Genomic DNA, 22,601 nt, shown 5'->3' on the forward strand with positions numbered 1-22,601 from the left:
GTCCGCCTCCCTCGCCGCGCGCTGCGCCCGCCAGCCCGCAGCGACCGCCGGATCAGCCCCGCACGTCCACCACTGTCCGCCCGTGCAGGCGCCCGGCCAGCAGCTCCTCCGCCGCCCCGATCGTCTCGGCCAACGGGATGAACGCCGTCATCGCCGCGAGCGCTTCCGTGTCGAGGTCGGTCGCCAGTCGACGCCACGCCGTCTCGCGCAGGGCGATGGGGGCCTCGACCGAGTTGATCCCGACCAGCGTCACCCCGCGCAGGATGAACGGCATCACCGTCGACGGCAGGTCGGGGCCCTGGGCGAGTCCGCACGCCGTGACCGTTCCGCCGTAGTTCGTCTGGGCCAGCGCGTTGGCGAGCGTGTGGCTGCCGACCGCATCCACGACCCCCGCCCAGCGCTGACGCTGCAACGGCTTGCCTGGATCGCTCAGTTCGGCCCTGTCGATGATCGCGCTCGCGCCGAGGTCCGTCAGATAGTCCGCCCGTTCCTCCGGCCGACCAGTGGATGCGGTAACCGGGTAACCCAGTTTCGCCAGCAGCGCGATCGCGACCGACCCCACTCCACCGGCCGCGCCGGTCACGAGCACGCTCGACCCGGCGTCGGCCACCGCCCGCGGGTCGAGCCCGTTCCGCTCCAGCGCGAGCACCGACAGCATCGCCGTGAACCCCGCCGTCCCGATGGCAGCCGCCTGCGCATTGGTCAGGACGTCCGGCACCCGCACGAGCGCATTCCCGCGCACCCTGGCGCGCTCCGCCAGGCCGCCGTGGTGCGTTTCGCCGATCCCGTCCCCGTTCAGCACCACCCGATCGCCCGGCGCCCACCGCGCGTCCGCCGATTCCTCGACCACGCCGACGAGGTCGATCCCCGGAATGAGCGGCGACGTCCGCGCGACCCCCGGCCGCCCGGCGATGGCGAGCGCATCCTTGAAGTTGAGGTCCGAATACTCCACCGCGACGGTCACGTCGCTCGGCAGGAGGAACGACTCCGTCACCCGCCGAACCTCCGCCGTGTGCGCGACGATCCGCCCCGACTCGGTCTCCTGCTCGATCACGATGGCCCGGAAATCAGTCATGACTTTCACCATACGCCGCCCCCGGATACGCCACCCTTCGCCTCCGCCTGGCCTCGCCCGTCCATCCCCGGACCATCCGCTAGTTCAACACCCGCACCCCGCCCGGCAGCACCCCGCCCGCGTACAGCGCGCTCGCCGCATCCTGGAGTGCCGTGAGCGCCAGTCGCTGACTCCACGGACCGTACGAGATCCGAGCGACCCCCAGTTCCTGCAACCGTCCGGGCGCCACCGATCCCGGACCGCCGATCACGCTCAGCTTCCGACTTCCGAGACCTCCCACCAGGGCCTCGATGGTCGCCTCAGCGAGCGGCCCAGGCACGAACACGCACGTCGCCCCTTCATCGAGGAATGCCCGCCCTCGCTCGATCGCCTCGATGGTCTTCGCCTCGACGCTCTTCGCCTCGGCCGTTCGCTGGTCGTCGCCGAGGAAGACGTCCGTGCGAGCGTTCAGCGCGAACGGCACGCCTTCCCGCTCGGCCGCGGCGGCGGCCGCTCGAACCGCTGAGACGGCCTCACCGATCGACCGGTGCCCGTCTTCGAGGTTCGCCCCGACCACGCCCAACCCGATCGCGCGCCGGACGGTCTCGCCGGGGTCGCCGTATCCCGCTTCGAGGTCCGCGCTGACCGGCAGCACGGTCGCGTCAACGATGCGGCCGATCGCGGCGAGCCTCAGGTCCAGCGGGATGCGTTCCCCGTCGTCGTACCCGTGCGACGCCGCGATCGAGTGGCTCGCAGTCGCCACGGCCCGCGTCTCGGGAAGCGCCGCAATCGCGCGGGCGCTGACCGCATCCCACACGTTGACGACCTGCAGCAGTTCGGGGGCGTCGTGCAGCCGGCGCAGTTCAGCGCCGCGTTCCTGGAGTTCCGTCGTGTGCGTCACCCCGCCACCATACGTCCCAGGCCTCGCACCTCCCAGCCTCCGCAACATTCCAGTATCCCCACCCCTGCCCAGGCCTTTCGCCCCGGTCCTAGGATGAGCGCATGGCCGAGACGACGGTGACCAAGACCAGGTCGGCGACGCCGCGCCGCCGGTCGGTCAATGTCGTCGTCGACAATCTCTTCTTCGTCTTCGGGGAGCTTCGGCTGTCTGGCTGGCCTGGATCGTCTTCACCGAGAGCTTCTCCTGGGGCTGGTTCCTCGCCGCGTTCTTCGTGCTGTTCTGGGTGGTGGTCGCCTACCTGGTGCTCCCGCGGCTGCACCGCATCCTGACCTCCATCTACGTTCCGGACTATTTCATCGGCAGGGCGCGCACCAGCGACGGCCTGCTCGGCGACCCGATCAACCTCGCCGTCCTCGGTAGTGAGGCGCAGCTGGATAAGGCGATGACCGAGGCGGGTTGGACCAGAGCCGACGACGTGACGTTGCGCACCAGCTGGGGGATCGTCGCATCCACGTTGCTGCGCAGAAGCTATGACGAGGCCCCCGTGAGCCCGTTGTTCCTGTTCGGCCACCAGCAGGATGTCGCCTATCAGCAGGAGGTCCGCGGCAACCCGTCCAAGCGGCATCACGTGCGGTTCTGGCGTTGCCCGGACGGCTGGTTGCTTCCCGGTGGACACAACGCCGATTGGATGGCAGCCGGAACGTTCGACCGTTCCGTCGGCTTCTCGCTTTTCACCTTGCAGGTCACGCACAAGATCGACGCGAACACCGACATCGAACGCGACCACATCGTCGCGACCCTGATGGATGCGCACCTCGGCGTCGCCGTGGATGTCATCGAGGACTTCTCCACCGGCTACCACTCCCGCAACGGCGGCGGCGACAGCATCGAGACGGACGGCAACCTCCCAGTGATCGACGTACGGCCCGTCCCCGTGGATGCGGCCGCGATCGCGGTCGCCGACCAGGCGGACGCCCGCCGCGCCGCGAGGTCTGAGCAGCGCCCCGTCCCGACATCGCTCGGCTTCCTGCTGATGTTGTTGCGCATCGTGGCGGGCGCCGTCTTCGTGGCGTTGACCGTGATCGACTGGCGTCAGTTCGTGCAGTCCGAGCTGGACACTCCTGGGGCCGCCATCACCGCGGACGAACGGCCGCTCGTGCAGGCCGCACTCGTTGTGGTGATGGTGATCTTCGCCGTCGGTCTGCTGTTCTACCTGCTGCTGGCGATCCTGGTGTTCCGTGGCAGCAACTGGGCGCGTATCGCCTCGATGTCGTACAGCGCGTTCCTGATCGTCATCGCCGCCATCGACTTCTTCGACGGCGGTCCGCAGGTCACCCTCCACAACAACGTCCTCGGCCTTCCTCTCGACATCCTGGTCGTCCTCGCTCTCTCCTCCCAGCGCTCCCGCCTCTGGGCTCGCCGCCCCAGCGCTCGCGCGCGCAAGCGCGCCGCCCGAGTCTCCGAGTCCACCCCGGCCGACGACACCACCACCCCGGGCCGCTCGCACCAGCACCCGCCTACATGAGCCCCTTCCGCGGCCCTGACGACTTCAGCGCAGACTCCTCCGCGTCCAGGAAGGCCAGCACCGACCGCACCGCCAGCTCCTGATATCGCCCTTCCGCCCGCGCTTCCAGCACGGCCTGCCGTTCGGCTTTGATCATCGACCGGCGCAGCTTCTGGTACTCCACCGGCACGTTCTCGTCTTCGTTCGGCGACGGGTTCTCAAGCGCGTCCGAGAGGAAGACCGCGTTGACCCGCAGGCGCTGCACCACTCGCTCGTCCTCGTCGCCGGTGACCTGCGAGTCGAGGTGCTCCAGCCCGGCCGTCTGCGCTTCGGCGAGGAGCCGCTGCATCTCGCTCGCCTCCTGCGCGAAGTCGGGCGGTGGCAGCTTGAGGCGGCGGATGATCCAGGGCAGGGCGAGACCTTCGAGCAGTGTGCCGACCACGACCACGAACGCCAGGAACTGCAGGAATTCCTTGTGCGGCGTCGCATCGGGCAGCAGGAACACGGCGGCGAGCGTGACCACCCCTCTGATGCCCGCGAACGACACAGCGATCCCGGTCGGCCAGTTCCAGCCGCGCTCGCGCAGCCGCTTGGGCCCGTGGCGATAGAGCGTCGTCGTCAGCACCATCCACACGAGGCGCGCGAGCGAGATCGCCAGCAGCACCACGATGCTGATCACCACCGTCTCACCCACGGTGATCCCCGAGGTGAACGCCCCGCTCAGGATGCTCGACAGCTCCAGCCCGATGAACAGGAACACCGCGTTCTCCAGCAGGAACTGGATGGTTCGCCAGTTGATCGACTCCGCGATCCGCGCCTCCGCCGTCTGGATGGTCGGTGACCGGTAGCCGAGGTACAGCCCCGAGACCACCACCGCGAGGATGCCGGACCCGTGCAGGAACTGCGCCGGGATGAACGCCAGATACGGCGTGATCAGCCCGAGCGACGTGTCAAGGACCGGCGCGCGCAACTGCTTGCGGATGATCGCGAGCACCCAGCCGACGCCGAGTCCGACGGCAACGCCCACCACCACGGCCAGCACGAAGTCCCCAGCGACCGCCCACGGATTGACCACGCTCACGATCGCCGCAATGGTCGCGTTCAAGGCGACGAGCGCTGTCGCGTCGTTCAGCAGGCTTTCGCCTTCGAGCACGGTCACGAGCCTTCGAGGCAGATGGAGTCTGCCGGCGATCGCGGTCACGGCGACCGTGTCCGTCGGCGCGACCACCGCACCGAACGCGAAGGCCGCGGCCAGCGTGAGCGACGGCACCACCCACCAGGTGGCGAATCCCACCACGATCACCGTGAAGATCACCAGCCCCACCGAAAGCAGCAGGATGCCGTCTCGCCTGGCGCGCACGTCAACGAACGACGTCTGGATGGACGCGGCGAACAGCAGCGGCGGCAGCAGCCCGTACAGTACGAGCTCCGGTTCGAGCGTGAAGTGCGGCACACCAGGGATGAACGACACCACCGCCCCGACGACCACCAGCACCACGGGCGCCGACCACCCGACGCGGCGCGACAAACCCGTGACAGTGACCGTGACGAGAACGAACGACACGATCCAGACGATTGTTGCGACCGGATCCATGGTGTTCATGATGGCCGCAACGCGTCAGGGGCGGCAATGGTTCCCGCAAGGCTGTGGAGAACTCGTCCGCTAGCAGCGAAGTGCAGGGATCGGGCTCCCAGCGCGGTCACCCCTCCGCGACGGCACCCCCACCGTGCACCGCGCAGTACACAGCCCCCTCCGCCTCGCACACCACCAGCTGCTCCCGGCACGACGCCTCCGCGCAGTTCCGCATCAGCTCACTCGACGTCCCGCACACCACGCACCGCCCGATGACCGCGGTGTGGTCGCTGAACCGGACGGATTGGCGCTGGTCGAACACGTACAGGGACCCTTCCCACAGCCCGTCGTCCCCGAACGTCTCGCCATACCGCGCGACTCCGCCGTCGAGCTGGTACACCTCGCCGAATCCTCGCGACCGCATCAGCCCGGAGAGCACTTCGCAGCGCACGCCTCCCGTGCAGTATGTGACGACCGCCTTGTCCTTCAGGTGGTCGTATTTGCCGCTGTCGAGCTCGGCCACGAAGTCGCGCGTCGTCGACACGTCGGGCACCACGGCGTCCTTGAACCGGCCGATCTCGGCCTCGAAGCGGTTGCGTCCGTCGAAGAACACCACGTCGTCGCGCTCCTCGACCAGCGCGTGCAGCGCGGCGGGATCGAGCCGTTCGCCGCCTCCGACCACCCCGGCGCCGTCCACCCGTAGCTCGGAGGGCGCCCCGAAACTGACGATCTCCTCTCGCACCTTCACAGACAGCCGCGGGAAGTCCAGGCTGAGTCCGTCGTCGTCGAACCCGGTCCCTTCGCTCCACTTCACGTCGAGCTGCTTGAACGCGGGGTAGTCCTTCGTCTTCCGCAGGTACTTCTTCAGCGCGTCGAGCTCGCCGCCGAGCGTCCCGTTCATCCCGTCGGCGGACAGCAGGATGCGCCCGCGCAGCCCAAGGGACTCGCAGAGGTCCCGTTGCCACAATCGCACGGCGTCGGGATCGGCGAGCGGGGTGAACACGTAGTAGAGGAGGACTTTCGGCACCGGCACCGCACCATGCTAGGCCGCGCAGGCTGTGCGATCTCTCAGCCTATTGTCGGTTCGGTTTCCTTTCATTCACCAACATCCGCAATGCTTAGGTGGTGAGCACCTTGGTCATCATCCCCACGTACGACGAGCGGGAGAATGTCGAATCCATCGTCGGACGCGTCCGCGCGGCCACGCCCGACGTGGATGTGCTCGTCGTCGACGACAACTCTCCGGATGGGACGGGGGCGCTCGCCGATGCGCTCGCCGAGTCCGACGGGCACGTTCACGTGATGCACCGTGCGGGCAAGGACGGTCTCGGCGCCGCTTACCGCGACGGGATGCGCTGGGCCCTCGACGCCGGCTACGACCGCATCGTCGAGATGGATGCGGACGGTTCCCACCAGCCCGAGCAGCTGCACCGCCTCCTCGCCGCCCTCCGCGACACGGATTCGAACGCCGCGGAGAACGCCGCGCCCGCGGACGCCGCGCCCGCGAACACCTCCGGCAACGCCACCCAGCACACCAACACCTCGCGGAGCACCCACACCCACACCGGCACCGGCGCCGACGTCGTCCTCGGTTCCCGCTGGGTCGCCGGCGGCGGTGTCGTGAACTGGCCCGCCCGCCGCCGCCTCCTCTCCCGTGGCGGCAGCGCGTACTCGCGTCTCGCCCTCGGCGTCCCCGCCAAAGACGTCACCGGCGGCTACCGCGCCTTCACCGCCGACGCCCTCCGCCGCATCCATTTCGCCGACGTGGAGAGCCAGGGTTACTGCTTCCAGATCGACATGCTCCGTCGCGCGTATCGCGCCGGCCTCGGCATCGCCGAGGTTCCGATCACGTTCGTGGAACGCGAGCACGGTGCCTCCAAGATGAGCGGCGGCATCGTTCGCGAGGCCATGTGGCGTGTGACCGTGTGGGGCTTCACCGGTCTGCCTCAGCGCTTCCGGCGCACCCCGGTTCCTGTGCCGGTCAAGTCGCACGCAGCGTGACGGGTCTAGCGTTTGTCGTATGACCGTTGAAGATCCGTTGGAGCGCTTCGGCGCCGTGCCTCAGTTCACCGTCACCAGCGACGACGTCGCCCAGGGCCGCCCTCTCGCGCAGGCCCAGTGGGGCGCGGGCGGTGGCGGAGGCGATATCTCGCCGCAGTTGTCCTGGTCCGGTTTCCCGGAGGGGACCAAGAGTTTCGCCGTGACCATCCACGACCCGGATGCGCCGACCGGCTCCGGTTTCTGGCACTGGGCCGTGTACAACATCCCCGCGTCGGTGACCACTCTGGATGCGAACGCCGGCGCCGAGGGCGGAGCGAACCTTCCGCAGGGCGCGGCGATGCTCTCGAACGAGTTGCGCTCGAAAAGCTTCACCGGTGCCGGCCCGCCTCCCGGAACCGGCACGCACCACTACAACGTGATCGTGCACGCTCTCGACGTCGACCACCTCGACCTCGACAAGGAGTCCACCCCGGCCGTCCTCGGCTTCAACGCGCACTTCCACTCGCTGGGCCGCGCCGTGATCACCCCCGTCGCGACCGCAGGAGACATCTAGCGAGGCGTGCCCCCGGTCAGTGCTTGCTGCCGGTCAGCGCGAGCACCCCGCCCAGCCCGATCATCATCACGCCACCGGCCGCACCGAGCCGTTCGACGCGTTTCGGCGATCGCCCGAACCAGTTTCGGGCGGCCCCGGCCGCGAGCGCCCACACACTGTCGCAGGCGAGCGCGAGCACCAGGAACACCGCCCCCAGCTCGAACAGCTGCACCGGGATGCTCCCCGCCTCGTAGTCGACGAACTGCGGCAGCACGGCGACGAAGAACACCAGCGTCTTCGGGTTGGTGAGTCCCACCACGAACCCTTCGGCCAGGATGCGGACCCGCGATCGCGCCGGCGGCGTCGCCTCGTGCGTCACCGCCGTGTGCCTCCGGTGCCTGATCGCCTGAATCCCCAGATAGACCAAGTACGCGGCCCCGGCGAACTTGATGATCGTGAACACCACGATCGACTGCGCGACGACCGCTCCGATCCCGAGCGCCACCGCCATCACGAGCGGTAGCATCCCGAGCGCGTTGCCGAGCACGCTCAGCAGCCCGCCGACGCGCCCGAGCGACAGCGAGCGCCCGATCACGAACAGCACGCTCGGCCCAGGAATGACGATCAACGCAACGGATGCGATCGCGAACGCGAGCAGCGAAGGGCCGGGAACCATGCGCACAGCGTATCCCCCCGGTCCGCCCCCCGCCCGGCATCCGGCAACCGGCAGGCAACCCCACCGCCACCCGCATCCCCACCCCGGCGAGGTAGGTTCGTATCGTGAAGCTCCACAACGTGCGCGTGCACAAAAGCGAAGAGAATCTCAGCCGCCAGGACCAGCTGGCTTGGAAGATCGCCGAGGTCGCCGCCGATCCGGTCGAGGTCACCTCCGAGGTCACCGAGATGGTGATCAACCGGGTCATCGACAACGCCGCCGTCGCCGCCGCGTCTCTCACCCGCCGGCCGGTCGTCTCCGCGCGCTCGCAGGCGGTCGCGCATCCATTGCCCGCCAGGCAGTTGGAAGAGCTGACCGACCGGCGTCCCCAGGACGGCTCCACCGTCTTCGGCGAGCCGCAGCCGCTCCGCGTCAGCCCGGAGTGGGCAGCGTGGGCGAACGGTGTCGCCGTACGCGAGCTCGACTACCACGACACCTTCCTCGCCGCCGAGTATTCGCACCCCGGCGACAACATCCCGCCGATCACCGCCGTCGCCCAGCACGCCGCTCGCGCGTTCGGGCTCACCGGCCGCGACCTGGTCCGCGGCATCGCGACCGGTTACGAGATCCAGATCGACCTCGCGAAGGCGATCAGCCTGCACGCGCACAAGATCGACCACGTCGCCCACCTCGGCCCCTCCGCCGCGGCCGGGATCGGCACCCTGCTCGGTCTGGACACGGCCACCATCTTCCAGGCCATCGGCCAGGCCCTGCACACCACCACCGCCACCCGCCAGTCCCGCAAGGGCGAGATCTCCAGCTGGAAAGCCCACGCCCCCGCGTTCGCGGGCAAGATGGCCGTCGAGGCCATCGACAGGGCGATGCGCGGCGAGACCAGTCCCACCCCGATCTACGAGGGAGAGGACGGCGTGATCGCCTGGCTGCTCGACGGTCCGGATGCGCGCTACGAGGTCCCGCTGCCCGAGCACGGGGAGGCCAAGCGCGCCATCCTCGACTCGTACACGAAGGAGCACTCCGCCGAGTATCAGGCGCAGGCCTGGATCGACCTCGCGCGCAAGCTGCACCGCGAGCATCCGGAGGCGGCGGACCCATCGCGGGTGGACAGCATCGTCATCCACACGAGTCACCACACCCACTTCGTGATCGGCTCCGGGGCGAACGACCCGCAGAAGTACGATCCCACCGCGTCCCGCGAGACTCTCGACCACTCCATCCCGTACATCTTCACCGTCGCCCTGCAGGACGGCGGCTGGCATCACGTCGACTCCTACCTCCCGTCGCGCGCCCAGCGTCCGGAGACCGTCGAGCTCTGGGGCAAGGTCACCACGACCGAAGACCCGGAGTGGACCCGCCGCTACCACTCGCTCGACCCGGCAGAGAAGGCGTTCGGCGGACGCGTCGAGATCCGCCTGGCCGACGGCAACGTCATCACCGACGAGATCGCCGTCGCCGACGCGCATCCACTGGGCGCCAGGCCGTTCGCCCGCGCCGACTACGTCGCCAAGTTCCGGATGCTCGCCTCCGACGTCCTCGAACCCGCCGAGATCGACCGCTTCCTCGACACCGCGCAGCGGCTCCCAGAGCTGACCGCCGCGGAACTCGGCGGCCTCACCATCACCGCCAAGCCCGGCCTGCTCGCGAGCATCCCCACCCCGAAGGGACTCTTCTGATGCTGTACTCCTCCGTCCCTGCGCACGAGAAGCGCGCAGCGTTCCGTGCCCGTCTCGCATCCGGCGAACTGATCAGGATGCCCGGCGCGTTCAACCCGCTCAGCGCCAGGCTCATCGAGCGGAAGGGCTTCGAAGGTGTCTACATCTCCGGCGCCGTCCTCAGCGCAGACCTCGGCCTGCCGGACATCGGGCTCACCACGCTCACCGAGGTGGCCGGTCGCTCAGCCCAGATCGCCCGCATGACCGATCTTCCCGCGCTCGTCGACGCCGATACCGGATTCGGCGAGCCGATGAACGTGGCGCGCACCGTGCAGACCCTCGAAGACGCCGGCGTCGCCGGTCTCCACATCGAGGACCAGGTCAATCCCAAGCGGTGCGGCCACCTCGACGGCAAGCAGGTCGTCGACGAGAACACCGCCCTCAAGCGCATCCGTGCCGCCGCCGACGCCCGCCGCGACTCCAACCTGCTGATCATGGCGCGCACCGACATCCGCGCCGTCGACGGTCTGGAGGCGGCCATCGACCGGGCGAAAGCCCTCGTGGATGCGGGTGCAGACGCGATCTTCCCCGAGGCGATGCGCGATCTCGGCGAGTTCGAGGCCGTCCGCAACGCCATCGACGTTCCGATGCTCGCGAACATGACCGAGTTCGGCAAAAGCGACCTGTTCACGGTCGAACAGCTGCGCGACGTCGGCGTGAACATCGTGATCTGGCCGGTCTCGTTGCTGCGCCTGGCGATGGGAGCCGCCGAACGCGGCCTCGACCAGCTGCTCGACAGCGGAACCCTCGAACCAAAACTGGGCGAAATGCAGCATCGCGCGGACCTCTACGAACTGATTGACTACGAGGGCTACAACGCGTTCGACACGTCCGTGTTCAATTTCGAGGTCAAGCGCTAAGAGCGCGCGACCGGCAGCACCGAAGGAGCAGCAATGACCGATCCCGAGATCCACAAGGGCCTCGCCGGTGTGGTGGTCGACACCACCGCTATCTCGAGTGTCAATCCTGAGACGAATTCGCTGCTCTACCGGGGCTATCCCGTGCAGGAGCTCGCCGCGAACTGCTCCTTCGAGGAGGTCGCCTTCCTGCTCTGGCACGGCGAACTGCCCGCCGACGACGAGCTGGCCGCCTTCGCGACCCTCGAACGTTCGATGCGTGCCCTGGACGAGCGCACCAAGCGCGCGATCGACGACATCCCGGTCTCCGCCCACCCGATGGATGTGGTGCGCACGGCGGTCAGCCACATCGGCTCCCTCGACGAAACCCTCGGACACACCGACGGCATCCTCGACCCGTCGCTGAACGACGGCCGCGCCCTCTACCTGCTCGCGCAGCTGCCGACCATCGTCGCCTACGACCAGCGTCGCCGCCGCGGACTGGAACCCGTCGAGCCGCGGGACGACCTCGACTATTCCCGCAACTTCCTCTGGATGACGTTCGGCGAGGTCCCCGACGATGTGGTGGTGGATGCGTTCCGCGTCTCGCTCGTCCTGTACGCGGAGCACTCCTTCAACGCCTCGACCTTCACGGCGCGGGTCATCGCCTCCACGCTGTCAGACGTGTATTCGGCCGTCACCGGAGCCATCGGCGCCCTCAAGGGCCCGCTGCACGGCGGCGCGAACGAGGCCGTCATGCACGCCTTCGACGAGATCGAGGTCGCCGACCGCGCAGAGGCGTGGCTCGACGACGCCCTCGCCGCCAAGCGCAAGATCATGGGCTTCGGCCACCGCGTGTACAAGAACGGCGATTCCCGCGTCCCCACCATGAAGGCGGCCCTGGAGAAGCTGACCGAGCACTACGACCGCCAGGACATGCTCGACCTCTACAACGCCCTCGAGTCCGCGATGAACGACCGCAAGAACATCAAGCCGAACCTGGACTACCCGTCCGGTCCCGCCTACAACCTGATGGGCTTCGACACCGCCACCTTCACGCCGCTCTTCGCCGCAGCGCGCATCACCGGCTGGACCGCGCACATCTTCGAGCAGTACGCCTCGAACTCGCTGATCCGCCCGCTCTCCCTCTACAACGGCGCGGAGGAGCGGCACCTGCCGACCGACGAGACGGACGAGACGGACTAGGCGCGGGAGCGGGGGAGCACCGGCGCCCCCGCTCGAACCTCACGCGCTGCCTGTCAGCGCCAGAGCAGCAGCGCCTCACCCTGACCGCCGCCGCCGCACAGCGCAACCGCGGCCTTCCCCGTGCCGCGTCTGGCCAGCTCGTGCGCCGCCGTCCCCGCCAGCCGGGCGCCGGATGCGCCGATCGGGTGACCGAGCGCGATCGCACCCCCGTGGATGTTCACGCGTGCAGCATCCAGCCCCAGGTCGGCCATCGACTGCAGCCCCACCGCGGCGAACGCCTCGTTGATCTCCACGAAGTCCAACTCGTCGACCACCCATTCGGCGCGGTCGAGCGCCGCGGAAATGGCGTGCGACGGCTGCGAGTGCAGCGAGTTGTCCGGCCCTGCCACCTGTCCGGACGCTCCCACCACCGCGAGCCACTCCAGCCCGAGCCGCTCCGCGTTCTCCCGGCTGGTCAGCACCAGAGCCGCGGCGCCGTCGCTCAGCGGCGACGAGTTGCCCGCCGTCAGCGTCCCGTCCGTCGCGAAACTCGGCCGCAACCCCGCGAGCGTCTCCGCCGTCGAGTCCGGCCGCACCCCTTCGTCCGCGCTGACGACCACCGGATCGCCCTTCCGCTGCGGGATGCTCACGGGCGCGATCTCGTCGGCGAACACTCCGGATGCTGCGGCGGCCCCCGCGCGCTGGTGCGACGCCGCGGCGAATGCGTCCTGCGCCTCGCGGGTCAGTCCGAGCTCCGACGTGTACCGCTCCGTGGAGGCGCCCATCGAGATTCCCTCGAACGCGTCGGTCAGCCCGTCGTGCGCCGCGGAGTCGAGCGCGGAGATCGACCCGTAGTTCCAGCCCTTCCGCGAGCCGGGGAGCACGTGCGGCGCGTTCGTCATCGACTCCTGCCCTCCGGCCACGACCACCGTCGCTTCTCCGGCGCGGATCAGCCGTGCGGCGTCGATCACGGCAGCGAGCCCCGAGAGGCAGACCTTGTTGATCGTCACGGCCGGAACGTCCCAGCCGATCCCGGCGGCGATGGCGGTCTGCCGTGCCGGGTTCTGTCCGGCGCCCGCCTGGAGCACCTGCCCGAAGATCACCGCGTCGACCGCCGCGGCTCCGACGCCGGACTCGTCCAGCGCCTTCCGCAGTGCGACGGCGCCCAGTTGCACCGCGGTCTGGGAGGCGAGCGCCCCCAGGATCTTGCCCTGCGGTGTGCGGGCGGCGGACAGGATGACGACGTCCTGCGGACTGGTCATGGCGACTCCTTCGTGGCCTTCGTGCGGCTTCTCTGCCTCGGTTCGGCTTGTGGCCGACTCCCTCCCATTCTCACACCGGCGGGCGGTCAGGTCGGCCGCACGTTATCCACAACCTTCGGTTGTCCACAGATTTCGTGGGGCGCCGATTCGCATCGTCTGTCGTTCGTACCGTTGGCTCATGTCCGAAGAGGAAGACGAGGAGTCATTAGCGAATGTCCCACCCCACGACAGACCGCGTGAGCGGATGCGGCGCATCGGCGTCGGGTCACTCACCGACGACGAAGTGCTCGCCCTCGTGCTCGGCTCCGGCCAGTCGGGCCGCAGCGTCCTCGGCCTCTCCCGCTCGATCCTGCGTCGCACCGGAGGCTTTCCCGGGCTCGCGACCATGGATTTCGCCAGGCTCGAGAACCTGCCGGGAGTCGGACCGGCCACAGCGGGCAGGCTCGTCGCCATCACCGAGATCTGGCGCAGGGCAGGAGCATCGTCGACGTGGACCAGGCTGGTCGACCACGACGCCGTGGCCCGCATCGTCCGCCCGGAGCTCCTGCACCGGGACAGTGAGCGGTTCGTCGTCGTGGTCGCCGACCGCGCTTCGCGTCCGCTCGAACTCGTGCTCGTCCGCGACGGCGGGGTCGACGACGTCTCCGTCCAACCGGCCGACGTGCTCCAGGCCGTCCTCACCAGGGGAGGACGATCGTTCGCCGTCGCCCACAACCATCCGGGCGGCACCCTCGACCCGAGCGTCGCCGACCTCATGCTCACCCGCCGCCTCGATCAGGCGGCAGCGACCATCGGCCTGCGTTTCCTCGGGCACATCCTCGTCGCGGGCGACCAGTGGATGGCCATGCCCGCGGCGAACGCTAGGGCAGCAGGCGCGTCGGGCCGCGGAAGAGGTACGTCGTCTCGCGCAGGTTCGACAGGTGCAGCATGAGCATCAGCACGCGGGCGAGCCCCATCCCGAATCCACCGTGCGGCGGAACGCCGTAGCGGAAGAAGTCGAGGTAGAAGCCGAGCTCCTCCGGGTCCAGGCCCTTCTCGCGCGCCTGCACTTCGAGCACGTCGATACGGTGCTCGCGCTGGGCGCCTGTCGAGATCTCGACGCCGTTGAAGATCAGGTCGTAGCTGTTGGTCAGCGACGCGTCGTCGTCGTGGCGCTTGTGGTAGAACGGCCGGATGCTCGACGCGTAGTCCGTCAGGAACACGAACTCGTGCCCGAACGTCTCCTTCACGTACGCCGAGATCTGGCGCTCGCCCTCCGGGTCCATGTCGTCGTCGTGACGGGGGACCTCGTAGCCGCGCTCCGCAACGATCCGCTTCGCCTCCGCCAACGGGATGCGCGGGAACGGCGTGGTGGGAACCGTCACCTCCACGTCGAACAGCTCCTTGATCTGCTCGCCGTGCTTCGCCTTGACCGCCGTGAATCCGGCGACGATGAGGTCCTCGTGCAGCTTCATCACGTCTTCGTGGCTGTCGATCCAGCTCACCTCGGCGTCGACGCTCGTGAACTCCGTGGCGTGACGGCTGGTGAAGCTGGGGTCCGCGCGGAACGCCGGGCCGATCTCGAACACCTTGCCGAAGCCTGCCGACTGCGCCATCTGCTTGAAGAACTGCGGGCTCTGCGAGAGGTACGCGGTGGTGTCGAAGTACTCGACCTCGAACAGCTCTGCGCGCGACTCGCTCGGGCTGGCCATGAGCTTCGGAGTGTGGATCTCGACGAAGTCGTTGTTCACCCAGTACTCACGGAGCGCGTGCTTCGAACGTGGTCTGGATGCGGAAGATGAGGTTGTTCTTCGGCTCGCGCAGGTCGAGGAAGCGCCAGTCCATGCGCTTGTCGATGCCGCTGTCCGCCGCGATCGGGGTCTCTGGGATGGCCGCAGCCTCCACCTCGAGCGTCGACAACTTGATCTCGATGCCGCCGAGTTTCACGCGCTCGTCGTGCTTGAGCTCGCCGGTGGCGCGCACGAAGCTGCCCTGCGCCAGGCCGGAGATCGTGGTGGCAGGCTCGTCGGCGATCACCACGCCGTCGGCGTCCACGTTGCGCGGGTTCACGAGCTGAACGGCGCCGCTCTCGTCGCGGAGGACGACGAACTGCACCTTCTTCTGGTCGCGAACCGTCTCCACCCAGCCGGCTACGGTCACGGGGCCGTCGGGGGAGGCGGCCAGGTCCTTGATCAATACGCGTGCAGTCACGAGCCACAAGCCTACCGTCCGTCAATACAGCCCGGGCGGCCCGTCCTGGGGGCTCCCGTGCCAGCGCTCAGTAAATTCAAGGCAAACGCCTCCGTAGACTGGTTCCGTGGTAGCAAGCCAGGTTCACCTCGTCCGTCACGGAGAGGTGTTCAACCCCGACGGCATCCTGTACGGCAGGTTGCCGGGCTTCGGCCTCTCCAAACTCGGTCACAAGATGGCCGCTGCGGCAGCGGACGAACTCCTCGGGCGCGAACGCCCGATCTCCGCGCTTCTGGCGTCCCCTCTTCAGCGCACGCGCGAATCCGCGGCGCCCATCGCGTCGGCGTTCGCCCTGGATGCGGTGATCGAGGAACGCATCATCGAGCCGACCAACCACTTCGAGGGCACGGTCATGTCGCGGGCGCTCAAGAAGCCCGTGAACTGGCCGTTCCTCATCAACCCCGCCCGGCCGAGCTGGGGCGAGGCGTACACGCAGATCGAGAAGCGCATGCTCGCGGTGATCGACGACGCTTTCGACTCCGTCGAATCGGGCGACGTCATCCTGGTGAGTCACCAGCTGCCGATCTGGGTCACGCATCTGTCCGTCGCCGGCGAGCGTTTCTGGCACGACCCGCGCAAGCGCCGCTGCGCCCTGTCGTCCATCACCACCTTCGAGCGCACGATCATGGAGCCCGAAGCGATAGAGCCCACCCAGCAGACACCGGAGTCCGCGCACCCAGAGAACGGAGCGCCCGTCGTGCGCATCATCGAGGTCGGCTACGTCGAACCGGCGGCAGACCTGAGTGCAGCAGCCACCGATGTGGGGGCCGTGTGAACCGCCGCTCCCGCTTTCTGATCCCGCTCGCAGCCGTGGCTGCGTCCGCGGCCCTCGTCCTCAGTGGATGCACGTCCTCCGACGGCCTCGCCAGCCAATACCGCGCAGGCACCGGCCAGAACTACATCGCGGGCGACGGCACGGTCAGCGAGTTCGCTGCGGACAGCCGCGGCGCCGCCGTCGAGTTCAGCGGAAAGCTGGCAGACGGCACCCCCGTCTCGTCGAAGGACTACGCCGGCGACGTCCTCATCGTCAACTTCTGGTACGCGGGGTGCCCGCCGTGCCGGGTCGAAGCCCCCTTCCTTCAGTCGCTCTACCAGAAGTACAAGGGCGACGGCGTCGACTTCCTCGGTGTGAACCTCTACGACACCGAGAGCACAGCCGCGAGCTTCGAGAAGGACAAAGGGGTCACGTACCCGTCCGTCCTCGACAGGGACACCGGCTCCATGCTCCTCGCGTTCAGCAAGACCGTCCCGCCGAAGGCCACGCCGACCACGCTCGTCATCGACAAGAAGGGCAGGGTCGCCGCGCGCATCCTCGGTGCGCTGCCAGACTCCAGCACCCTGAACTCGCTCATCTCCGACGCTGTCGCCGAGAAGAACTGACGTGGGTGGAGTCGGAGAGATCGTCTTCAGCGGCCAGCTGCTCTTCGCGCTGCCCGTCGCTGTCCTCGCCGGTCTCGTCTCGTTCGCGTCGCCGTGCGTGCTGCCGCTCGTGCCCGGCTACCTCGCCTATGTCGGCGGCTTCACCGACCTGGGAGCCAAACGCGACCGTTCGCGCCTGCTGACGGGCGTCGCCCTCTTCATCCTCGGCTTCGCCATCGTCTTCGTCGCCTACGGTGCGGCGTTCGGCGCGCTCGGCCTCTGGCTCGTGCGCTGGCAAGAGGTTGTCATCCGCATCCTCGGCGTTCTCGTCATCGTGATGGGCCTCGTCTTCATCGGCCAGTTCTCCTTCCTGCAGCGAACGATCAAGCCCACCTGGCGCCCGGCGACCGGCCTCATCGGCGCCCCGCTGCTCGGCATCGTCTTCGGCCTCGGCTGGACTCCCTGCATCGGGCCGACCCTCGCCGCGATCAGCGCGCTGAGCGTCGGCAGCGGTTCGCCGTGGCGCGGAGCGCTCCTCGGCCTCTTCTACTGCATCGGCCTCGGCATCCCGTTCCTCCTCGTGGCCCTCGGCTTCGACTGGGTGGCGGGCTCCGTCACGTTCCTCAAGCGGCACATCCGTGCCATCAACATCATCGGCGGCGTCCTGCTCGTCATCATCGGCATCCTCATGGCATCCGGCATCTGGAGCCAGCTCATGTCCCAATTCCTGGCGGTGATTCAAGGTTTTGAGCCGGCCCTCTGACCACATCGACTCCGCGCCACCGCGGCACCAGCCTGAGATCGAGCAGCCCAAGCTCGGTTTCGCCGGCTGGATGCGCTGGTTCTGGCGTCAGCTCACGAGCATGCGCACGGCGCTGTTCCTCCTGCTGCTGCTCGCCATCGCGGCGGTGCCCGGCTCGCTCGTTCCGCAGCGGAGCTCCGACCCGAACGGCGTCACTCAGTACTTCACCGATCACCCGGACATCGCGCCGTTCCTCGACAAGCTGCAGGCGTTCGACGTCTACACCTCGGTGTGGTTCTCCGCGATCTACCTCCTGCTGTTCGCGTCGCTCATCGGCTGCATCATCCCGCGCACCAAGCACCACTTCGATGCGTTGCGCGCCAAGCCGCCCAAGACGCCGGTGCGGCTCACCCGCATGGCGGGCTTCCAGGCCCGCATCCTCCCGGCCGAGCTCCGTCGGAACGGCCCGGAGCCGATCGCCGCGGCACGCGACGTCCTCCGCAAATCCGGATACCGGGTCGCCGTCTACGAGGACGCACGTTCCACGTCGGTCTCCGCCGAGCGCGGCTACCTCCGCGAGACGGGCAACCTCGTCTTCCACACGGCGCTCCTCGGGGTGCTCGTCGCCATCGGCGTCGGAGGGGGCTTCGGCTTCACCGGCCAGAAGGTCGTGGTCGAGGGACAGAGCTTCGTCAACAGTCTGCCGTCGTTCAACTCGTTCAACCCCGGCCGGTTCTTCACCGACGGTTCCCTTGAACCGTTCTCGATCACGGTCGACAAGCTCGTCGTCGACTACGAGACCAAGAACGTCAACGCCCTCGGCCAGCCGCTCGACTACACCGCGCACGTCACCACCAAGGGGCCGGGCGACGCCAACAGCAAGACAACGATCAAGGTCAACGAGCCGCTGGCGATCGGCGGCACGAACGTGTACCTGCTCGGCAACGGCTACGCGCCGACCATCACCGTGCGCGACCCGGACGGCAAGGTGGCCTTCACCGACACCGTCCCGTTCCTCCCTCAGGATGCGCGGCTCACCTCGCTCGGCTTCGTGAAGGTCCCCGACGGCCTCAAGCAGCAGCTCGGGATGATCGGCTTCTTCTATCCGACCGTCGGTGACAGCTCCACCGCCAAGGGCGCCCTCACCTCCACGTTCCCCGGTTTGCGCGATCCGCTCCTCAGCCTGAACGTCTACGTGGGAGACCTCGGTGTCGACAGCGGCGTGCCGCAGTCCGTCTACAGCCTCAACACCGATTCGCTCAAACAGCTGGCCGGTCCGCCGACCAAGACGAAGGCGCTGCAGTTGAAGCCGGGGGAGACGGTCGACCTCCCGAACGGGCTCGGCACCGTCAGCTTCGACAACGTGAAGCGCTACGCGTCCCTGGATGTGCACCACGACCCGGCGCAGGGCTGGGTGCTCACGTTCGCGATCCTGATCTTCGCCGGCCTGCTCGTCGCCCTCTTCGTCCCGCGCCGCCGGCTCTGGGTGAAGGCCATCGAGAACGAGGACGGCTCGCTCACCATCGAGTACGCCGGCCTGGCCCGCGGTGAGGATCCGAACCTCGCCGCAGCCGTCCAATCCGTCGCCGATGCTCACGCCGACGCCCTCACCCGCCCACGAAACACTTAGGCTTGCATTGTGACCGAAACCCTGGCTCAGCTATCGACCGTGTTCATTTACGCGGCCATGGGAATCTACGCGGCCGCGTTCATCGCGTTCGCACTCGATCTGTCGCGCCGGGGGGCACGAGCGACAGCCGTCGAAGCCTCTCTCGTCCCGAGCGCCGTCGCGCGTCGAACCGAGGTCGCTGCGCCGGCCAGATCGAACACGGCGACCATCACCGCGTCTGACGGCCCCGCGGATTCAGGGGGCAGGGCGCCCACCTCGGCTCTCGGCAGGCTCTCGTCCCGGATCAGCACCAGGGTCGAGGACGACCTGCTGTACGGCTCCGACTCGTCGACATCGATGCGTTGGGCGTTCACGCTCACCATCATCGGCTGGGCGTTCCACCTGGTGGCGACGATCCTCCGGGGCATCGCCGCCGACCGGGTCCCGTGGGCCAACATGTGGGAGTTCTCGATGACGGGGACCCTCGTCATCGTCGGCGTCTTCCTCGTTGTGAACCTCAAGTGGGACGTCAAGTACCTCGGCACCTTCGTGATGGGGCTGGTGCTGGTCCTGCAGGGGATCGCGCTCCTGCGGTACTACGTCCCCGTCGTGCCGCTGCAGCCCGCGCTTCAGTCGTACTGGTTGGTCATCCACATCATCGTCGCCGTGCTAGGCACGGCGTTCTTCGCGCTCGGCTTCGCGCTCTCAGGCCTCCAGCTGCTGCAGGTCAGGCGAGAGCGCCAGGTCGCAGAGTCCCAGCCGCAGCAGTTCAAGTTCCTGGCGACCCTTCCGACCTCGACCGCGTTGGAGAACCTGGCATACCGGGTGAACATCGTCGGCTTCATCGCCTGGACCTTCACCCTGATCGCCGGAGCCATCTGGGCGGAGAAGGCTTGGGGTCGTTACTGGGGCTGGGACACCAAGGAAGTCTGGACGTTCATCATCTGGGTGATCTACGCCGGCTACATCCACGCGCGTGCGACCCGTGGATGGCGCGGTTCCCGCTCTGCCTGGCTCGCCATCATCGGCTTCGCCGCAGTGCTCTTCAACTTCGGCATCGTCAACGTCTTCTTCAAGGGCCTTCACGCCTACTCGGGTCTCTGAACCCGGACCTTCGAAGCGACGGCGCACACTCGTGCGCCGTCGCTTTTTTGTTTCGTCGCGTCGACTCGACCCGCGACCCGGTGGACTGGCCAGGGTCACGAAACGACCGCCCTCGAGCCCGGCGAGCCACGTGAGAGCTGGCGTGCCGGGGATCGCCTTTCCGTGACCGAGGACCAGAATCCGGTCGACACGCCCGGGATGCGGGCGCGATTTGCGACGCCACCGAGAGCTACGTAAAGTAATCACTTGTCACCCCAAAGGTGCGGGAGAGCGGAACTGCTCCCCGGCCTCAAGTGGGACCAACTCCTAAAACTTAGCAAGCGCTTGAACTTGTTCAAATGCGCCTGTTTGGCTTAGGATGGTAACCCTCACTCTTCGAGCTGGTTTGTTGCTCGATTGGCGTGTTTCGGTCGCACCTTCATGGTGTCACTGAGAATCGCGGATCGGTCGAGTTGACATTCAGATAGAAAGTGGTAAGGTAGACAGGTTGCCCCATTTTGACCGTGTGATGCGGGATGGTGGGTGCGTCCGATCCTTGAGAACTCAACAGCGTGCACATTGTCAAATGCCAAATAACCTCGTACCTGACTTCGGTTGGGTAAGAGATTCCTTTGGATTAGATACAGAATGTCAGTAGATATTCGAAACTAGTCAGATCAACTCGCGGGGAGAACAGGCCTATTCCGGTCCGCTTCTCGCACAATGTTTCCCGAGTCGTTTTGCGGCTCGTGGAGCTAAACATTAATGGAGAGTTTGATCCTGGCTCAGGACGAACGCTGGCGGCGTGCTTAACACATGCAAGTCGAACGATGATCCTGGAGCTTGCTCTGGGGGATTAGTGGCGAACGGGTGAGTAACACGTGAGTAACCTGCCCTTGACTCTGGGATAACCTCCGGAAACGGAAGCTAATACCGGATATGACGCACGGAGGCATCTCCTGTGCGTGGAAAGAATTTCGGTCAAGGATGGACTCGCGGCCTATCAGGTAGTTGGTGAGGTAATGGCTCACCAAGCCTACGACGGGTAGCCGGCCTGAGAGGGTGACCGGCCACACTGGGACTGAGACACGGCCCAGACTCCTACGGGAGGCAGCAGTGGGGAATATTGCACAATGGGCGAAAGCCTGATGCAGCAACGCCGCGTGAGGGACGACGGCCTTCGGGTTGTAAACCTCTTTTAGTAGGGAAGAAGCGAAAGTGACGGTACCTGCAGAAAAAGCACCGGCTAACTACGTGCCAGCAGCCGCGGTAATACGTAGGGTGCAAGCGTTGTCCGGAATTATTGGGCGTAAAGAGCTCGTAGGCGGTTTGTCGCGTCTGCTGTGAAATCCCGAGGCTCAACCTCGGGTCTGCAGTGGGTACGGGCAGACTAGAGTGCGGTAGGGGAGAATGGAATTCCTGGTGTAGCGGTGGAATGCGCAGATATCAGGAGGAACACCGATGGCGAAGGCAGTTCTCTGGGCCGTAACTGACGCTGAGGAGCGAAAGCGTGGGGAGCGAACAGGATTAGATACCCTGGTAGTCCACGCCGTAAACGTTGGGCGCTAGATGTGGGGACCATTCCACGGTTTCCGTGTCGCAGCTAACGCATTAAGCGCCCCGCCTGGGGAGTACGGCCGCAAGGCTAAAACTCAAAGGAATTGACGGGGGCCCGCACAAGCGGCGGAGCATGCGGATTAATTCGATGCAACGCGAAGAACCTTACCAAGGCTTGACATATACGAGAACGGGCCAGAAATGGTCAACTCTTTGGACACTCGTAAACAGGTGGTGCATGGTTGTCGTCAGCTCGTGTCGTGAGATGTTGGGTTAAGTCCCGCAACGAGCGCAACCCTCGTTCTATGTTGCCAGCACGTAATGGTGGGAACTCATAGGAGACTGCCGGGGTCAACTCGGAGGAAGGTGGGGATGACGTCAAATCATCATGCCCCTTATGTCTTGGGCTTCACGCATGCTACAATGGCCGGTACAAAGGGCTGCAATACCGTAAGGTGGAGCGAATCCCAAAAAGCCGGTCTCAGTTCGGATTGAGGTCTGCAACTCGACCTCATGAAGTCGGAGTCGCTAGTAATCGCAGATCAGCAACGCTGCGGTGAATACGTTCCCGGGCCTTGTACACACCGCCCGTCAAGTCATGAAAGTCGGTAACACCCGAAGCCGGTGGCCTAACCCTTGTGGGAGGAGCCGTCGAAGGTGGGATCGGTGATTAGGACTAAGTCGTAACAAGGTAGCCGTACCGGAAGGTGCGGCTGGATCACCTCCTTTCTAAGGAGCATCTGGCATCCCGGTGTTGAAAGACGCTGGTGGTGTCCAGGCGCCAGATCG

At 67.0% G+C, this 22,601-nt stretch carries 18 protein-coding genes, 1 rRNA gene and 1 pseudogene; 13 read left to right on the forward strand and 7 right to left on the reverse strand.

The annotated features are described in order from the left end of the window. Nucleotides 1–52: 52 nt before the first annotated feature. Together AC37TH_RS04995 and AC37TH_RS05000 are read right to left on the reverse strand one after the other, a co-directional pair. Entirely contained in the window at nucleotides 53–1,075 is a 1,023-nt protein-coding gene (locus tag AC37TH_RS04995; protein ID WP_490763240.1) for an MDR family oxidoreductase, read from the reverse strand. 79 nt (nucleotides 1,076–1,154) lie between these two features. After that, the gene (locus tag AC37TH_RS05000) at nucleotides 1,155–1,955 is read right to left on the reverse strand and encodes an isocitrate lyase/PEP mutase family protein (protein WP_490763241.1); all 801 of its coding nucleotides are present in this window, start codon (nucleotides 1,953–1,955) and stop codon (nucleotides 1,155–1,157) included. Between the two features lie 271 nt (nucleotides 1,956–2,226). Between AC37TH_RS05000 and AC37TH_RS05005 the strand changes: the two genes are divergently transcribed. After that, nucleotides 2,227–3,480, forward strand: a complete 1,254-nt coding sequence (locus AC37TH_RS05005; protein WP_490763242.1) for an LssY C-terminal domain-containing protein — start codon at nucleotides 2,227–2,229, stop codon at nucleotides 3,478–3,480. Here the strand turns inward: AC37TH_RS05005 and AC37TH_RS05010 are convergent. Together AC37TH_RS05010 and trhO are read right to left on the reverse strand one after the other, a co-directional pair. After that, nucleotides 3,473–5,053 (reverse strand): Na+/H+ antiporter, encoded by a 1,581-nt coding sequence (locus AC37TH_RS05010; RefSeq protein ID WP_490763243.1) that lies wholly within the window; start codon nucleotides 5,051–5,053, stop codon nucleotides 3,473–3,475. The two genes, AC37TH_RS05005 and AC37TH_RS05010, sit on opposite strands and share 8 nt — an antisense overlap. A gap of 106 nt (nucleotides 5,054–5,159) precedes the next feature. Then, on the reverse strand, nucleotides 5,160–6,065 hold the full coding sequence (trhO, locus tag AC37TH_RS05015; protein WP_490763244.1) for an oxygen-dependent tRNA uridine(34) hydroxylase TrhO: 906 nt from the start codon (nucleotides 6,063–6,065) through the stop codon (nucleotides 5,160–5,162). A 92-nt stretch (nucleotides 6,066–6,157) separates the two neighbouring features. Here trhO and AC37TH_RS05020 point away from each other — a divergent pair, with 92 nt between their 5' ends. Continuing rightward, entirely contained in the window at nucleotides 6,158–7,033 is an 876-nt protein-coding gene (locus AC37TH_RS05020; RefSeq protein ID WP_490763245.1) for a polyprenol monophosphomannose synthase, read from the forward strand. 19 nt (nucleotides 7,034–7,052) lie between these two features. After that, nucleotides 7,053–7,586: a YbhB/YbcL family Raf kinase inhibitor-like protein gene (locus AC37TH_RS05025; RefSeq protein WP_490763246.1), complete on the forward strand. Its 534-nt coding sequence runs from the start codon at nucleotides 7,053–7,055 to the stop codon at nucleotides 7,584–7,586. A gap of 16 nt (nucleotides 7,587–7,602) precedes the next feature. Here the strand turns inward: AC37TH_RS05025 and AC37TH_RS05030 are convergent, their stop codons facing one another. Continuing rightward, a complete protein-coding gene (locus AC37TH_RS05030; protein ID WP_490763247.1) occupies nucleotides 7,603–8,241 on the reverse strand; it encodes a LysE family translocator in 639 nt (212 codons plus the stop codon). 104 nt (nucleotides 8,242–8,345) lie between these two features. On the opposite strand from AC37TH_RS05030, the gene AC37TH_RS05035 reads away from it, so the two are divergent. The 3 genes from AC37TH_RS05035 to AC37TH_RS05045 are packed head-to-tail and all read left to right on the forward strand — an operon-like array spanning nucleotide 8,346 to nucleotide 11,992. Further along, the gene (locus AC37TH_RS05035; protein WP_490763248.1) at nucleotides 8,346–9,911 is read left to right on the forward strand and encodes an MmgE/PrpD family protein; all 1,566 of its coding nucleotides are present in this window, start codon (nucleotides 8,346–8,348) and stop codon (nucleotides 9,909–9,911) included. Next, on the forward strand, nucleotides 9,911–10,810 hold the full coding sequence (prpB, locus tag AC37TH_RS05040; protein WP_490763249.1) for a methylisocitrate lyase: 900 nt from the start codon (nucleotides 9,911–9,913) through the stop codon (nucleotides 10,808–10,810). Before AC37TH_RS05035 ends, prpB begins: the two co-directional genes overlap by 1 nt. 33 nt (nucleotides 10,811–10,843) lie before the next feature. Continuing rightward, complete coding sequence (locus AC37TH_RS05045) at nucleotides 10,844–11,992, forward strand: bifunctional 2-methylcitrate synthase/citrate synthase (protein ID WP_490763250.1); 1,149 nt, start codon at nucleotides 10,844–10,846, stop codon at nucleotides 11,990–11,992. 53 nt (nucleotides 11,993–12,045) lie between these two features. Here the strand turns inward: AC37TH_RS05045 and AC37TH_RS05050 are convergent, their stop codons facing one another. Then, the gene (locus tag AC37TH_RS05050; RefSeq protein ID WP_490763251.1) at nucleotides 12,046–13,233 is read right to left on the reverse strand and encodes an acetyl-CoA C-acetyltransferase; all 1,188 of its coding nucleotides are present in this window, start codon (nucleotides 13,231–13,233) and stop codon (nucleotides 12,046–12,048) included. 178 nt (nucleotides 13,234–13,411) lie between these two features. Between AC37TH_RS05050 and AC37TH_RS05055 the strand changes: the two genes are divergently transcribed. Next, a complete protein-coding gene (locus tag AC37TH_RS05055; protein ID WP_490763252.1) occupies nucleotides 13,412–14,164 on the forward strand; it encodes a JAB domain-containing protein in 753 nt (250 codons plus the stop codon). Here the strand turns inward: AC37TH_RS05055 and aspS are convergent. After that, nucleotides 14,094–15,408, reverse strand: a pseudogene (aspS, locus tag AC37TH_RS05060) (aspartate--tRNA(Asn) ligase). The gene AC37TH_RS05055 and the pseudogene aspS sit on opposite strands and share 71 nt — an antisense overlap. A gap of 121 nt (nucleotides 15,409–15,529) precedes the next feature. Between aspS and AC37TH_RS05065 the strand changes: the two are divergent. The 6 genes from AC37TH_RS05065 (at nucleotide 15,530) to AC37TH_RS05090 (ending at nucleotide 22,541) form a co-directional block, all read left to right on the forward strand. Beyond that, nucleotides 15,530–16,237: a histidine phosphatase family protein gene (locus AC37TH_RS05065; protein WP_490763253.1), complete on the forward strand. Its 708-nt coding sequence runs from the start codon at nucleotides 15,530–15,532 to the stop codon at nucleotides 16,235–16,237. Next, complete coding sequence (locus tag AC37TH_RS05070) at nucleotides 16,234–16,842, forward strand: TlpA family protein disulfide reductase (RefSeq protein ID WP_490763254.1); 609 nt, start codon at nucleotides 16,234–16,236, stop codon at nucleotides 16,840–16,842. The genes AC37TH_RS05065 and AC37TH_RS05070 overlap by 4 nt, the downstream gene beginning before the upstream one ends. Nucleotide 16,843: 1 nt before the next feature. Then, complete coding sequence (locus tag AC37TH_RS05075; protein ID WP_490763255.1) at nucleotides 16,844–17,584, forward strand: cytochrome c biogenesis CcdA family protein; 741 nt, start codon at nucleotides 16,844–16,846, stop codon at nucleotides 17,582–17,584. Beyond that, nucleotides 17,568–19,193 carry a cytochrome c biogenesis protein ResB gene (gene resB / locus AC37TH_RS05080; protein WP_490763256.1) on the forward strand — a complete coding sequence of 542 codons (1,626 nt, stop codon included), beginning with the start codon at nucleotides 17,568–17,570 and terminating at the stop codon, nucleotides 19,191–19,193. Before AC37TH_RS05075 ends, resB begins: the two co-directional genes overlap by 17 nt. A 9-nt stretch (nucleotides 19,194–19,202) precedes the next feature. Continuing rightward, nucleotides 19,203–20,276, forward strand: coding sequence for a c-type cytochrome biogenesis protein CcsB (gene ccsB / locus AC37TH_RS05085; RefSeq protein WP_490763257.1), 1,074 nt, complete (start codon nucleotides 19,203–19,205; stop codon nucleotides 20,274–20,276). A 741-nt stretch (nucleotides 20,277–21,017) separates the two neighbouring features. Continuing rightward, a 16S ribosomal RNA gene (locus tag AC37TH_RS05090) occupies nucleotides 21,018–22,541 on the forward strand. Nucleotides 22,542–22,601 lie beyond the last annotated feature (60 nt).

The organism is Leifsonia sp. McL0627 (assembly GCF_058244615.1).

What these genes read in the sequence shown, in the direction of transcription:
- AC37TH_RS05010 (WP_490763243.1), bottom strand. Translation starts at nt 5,053, where the DNA reads ATGGATCCGGTCGCAACAATCGTCTGGATCGTGTCGTTCGTTCTCGTC.
- AC37TH_RS05025 (WP_490763246.1), top strand. Translation starts at nt 7,053, where the DNA reads ATGACCGTTGAAGATCCGTTGGAGCGCTTCGGCGCCGTGCCTCAGTTC.
- AC37TH_RS04995 (WP_490763240.1), bottom strand. Translation starts at nt 1,075, where the DNA reads ATGACTGATTTCCGGGCCATCGTGATCGAGCAGGAGACCGAGTCGGGG.
- prpB (WP_490763249.1), top strand. Translation starts at nt 9,911, where the DNA reads ATGCTGTACTCCTCCGTCCCTGCGCACGAGAAGCGCGCAGCGTTCCGT.
- AC37TH_RS05045 (WP_490763250.1), top strand. Translation starts at nt 10,844, where the DNA reads ATGACCGATCCCGAGATCCACAAGGGCCTCGCCGGTGTGGTGGTCGAC.
- AC37TH_RS05055 (WP_490763252.1), top strand. Translation starts at nt 13,412, where the DNA reads ATGTCCGAAGAGGAAGACGAGGAGTCATTAGCGAATGTCCCACCCCAC.
- AC37TH_RS05050 (WP_490763251.1), bottom strand. Translation starts at nt 13,233, where the DNA reads ATGACCAGTCCGCAGGACGTCGTCATCCTGTCCGCCGCCCGCACACCG.
- AC37TH_RS05030 (WP_490763247.1), bottom strand. Translation starts at nt 8,241, where the DNA reads ATGGTTCCCGGCCCTTCGCTGCTCGCGTTCGCGATCGCATCCGTTGCG.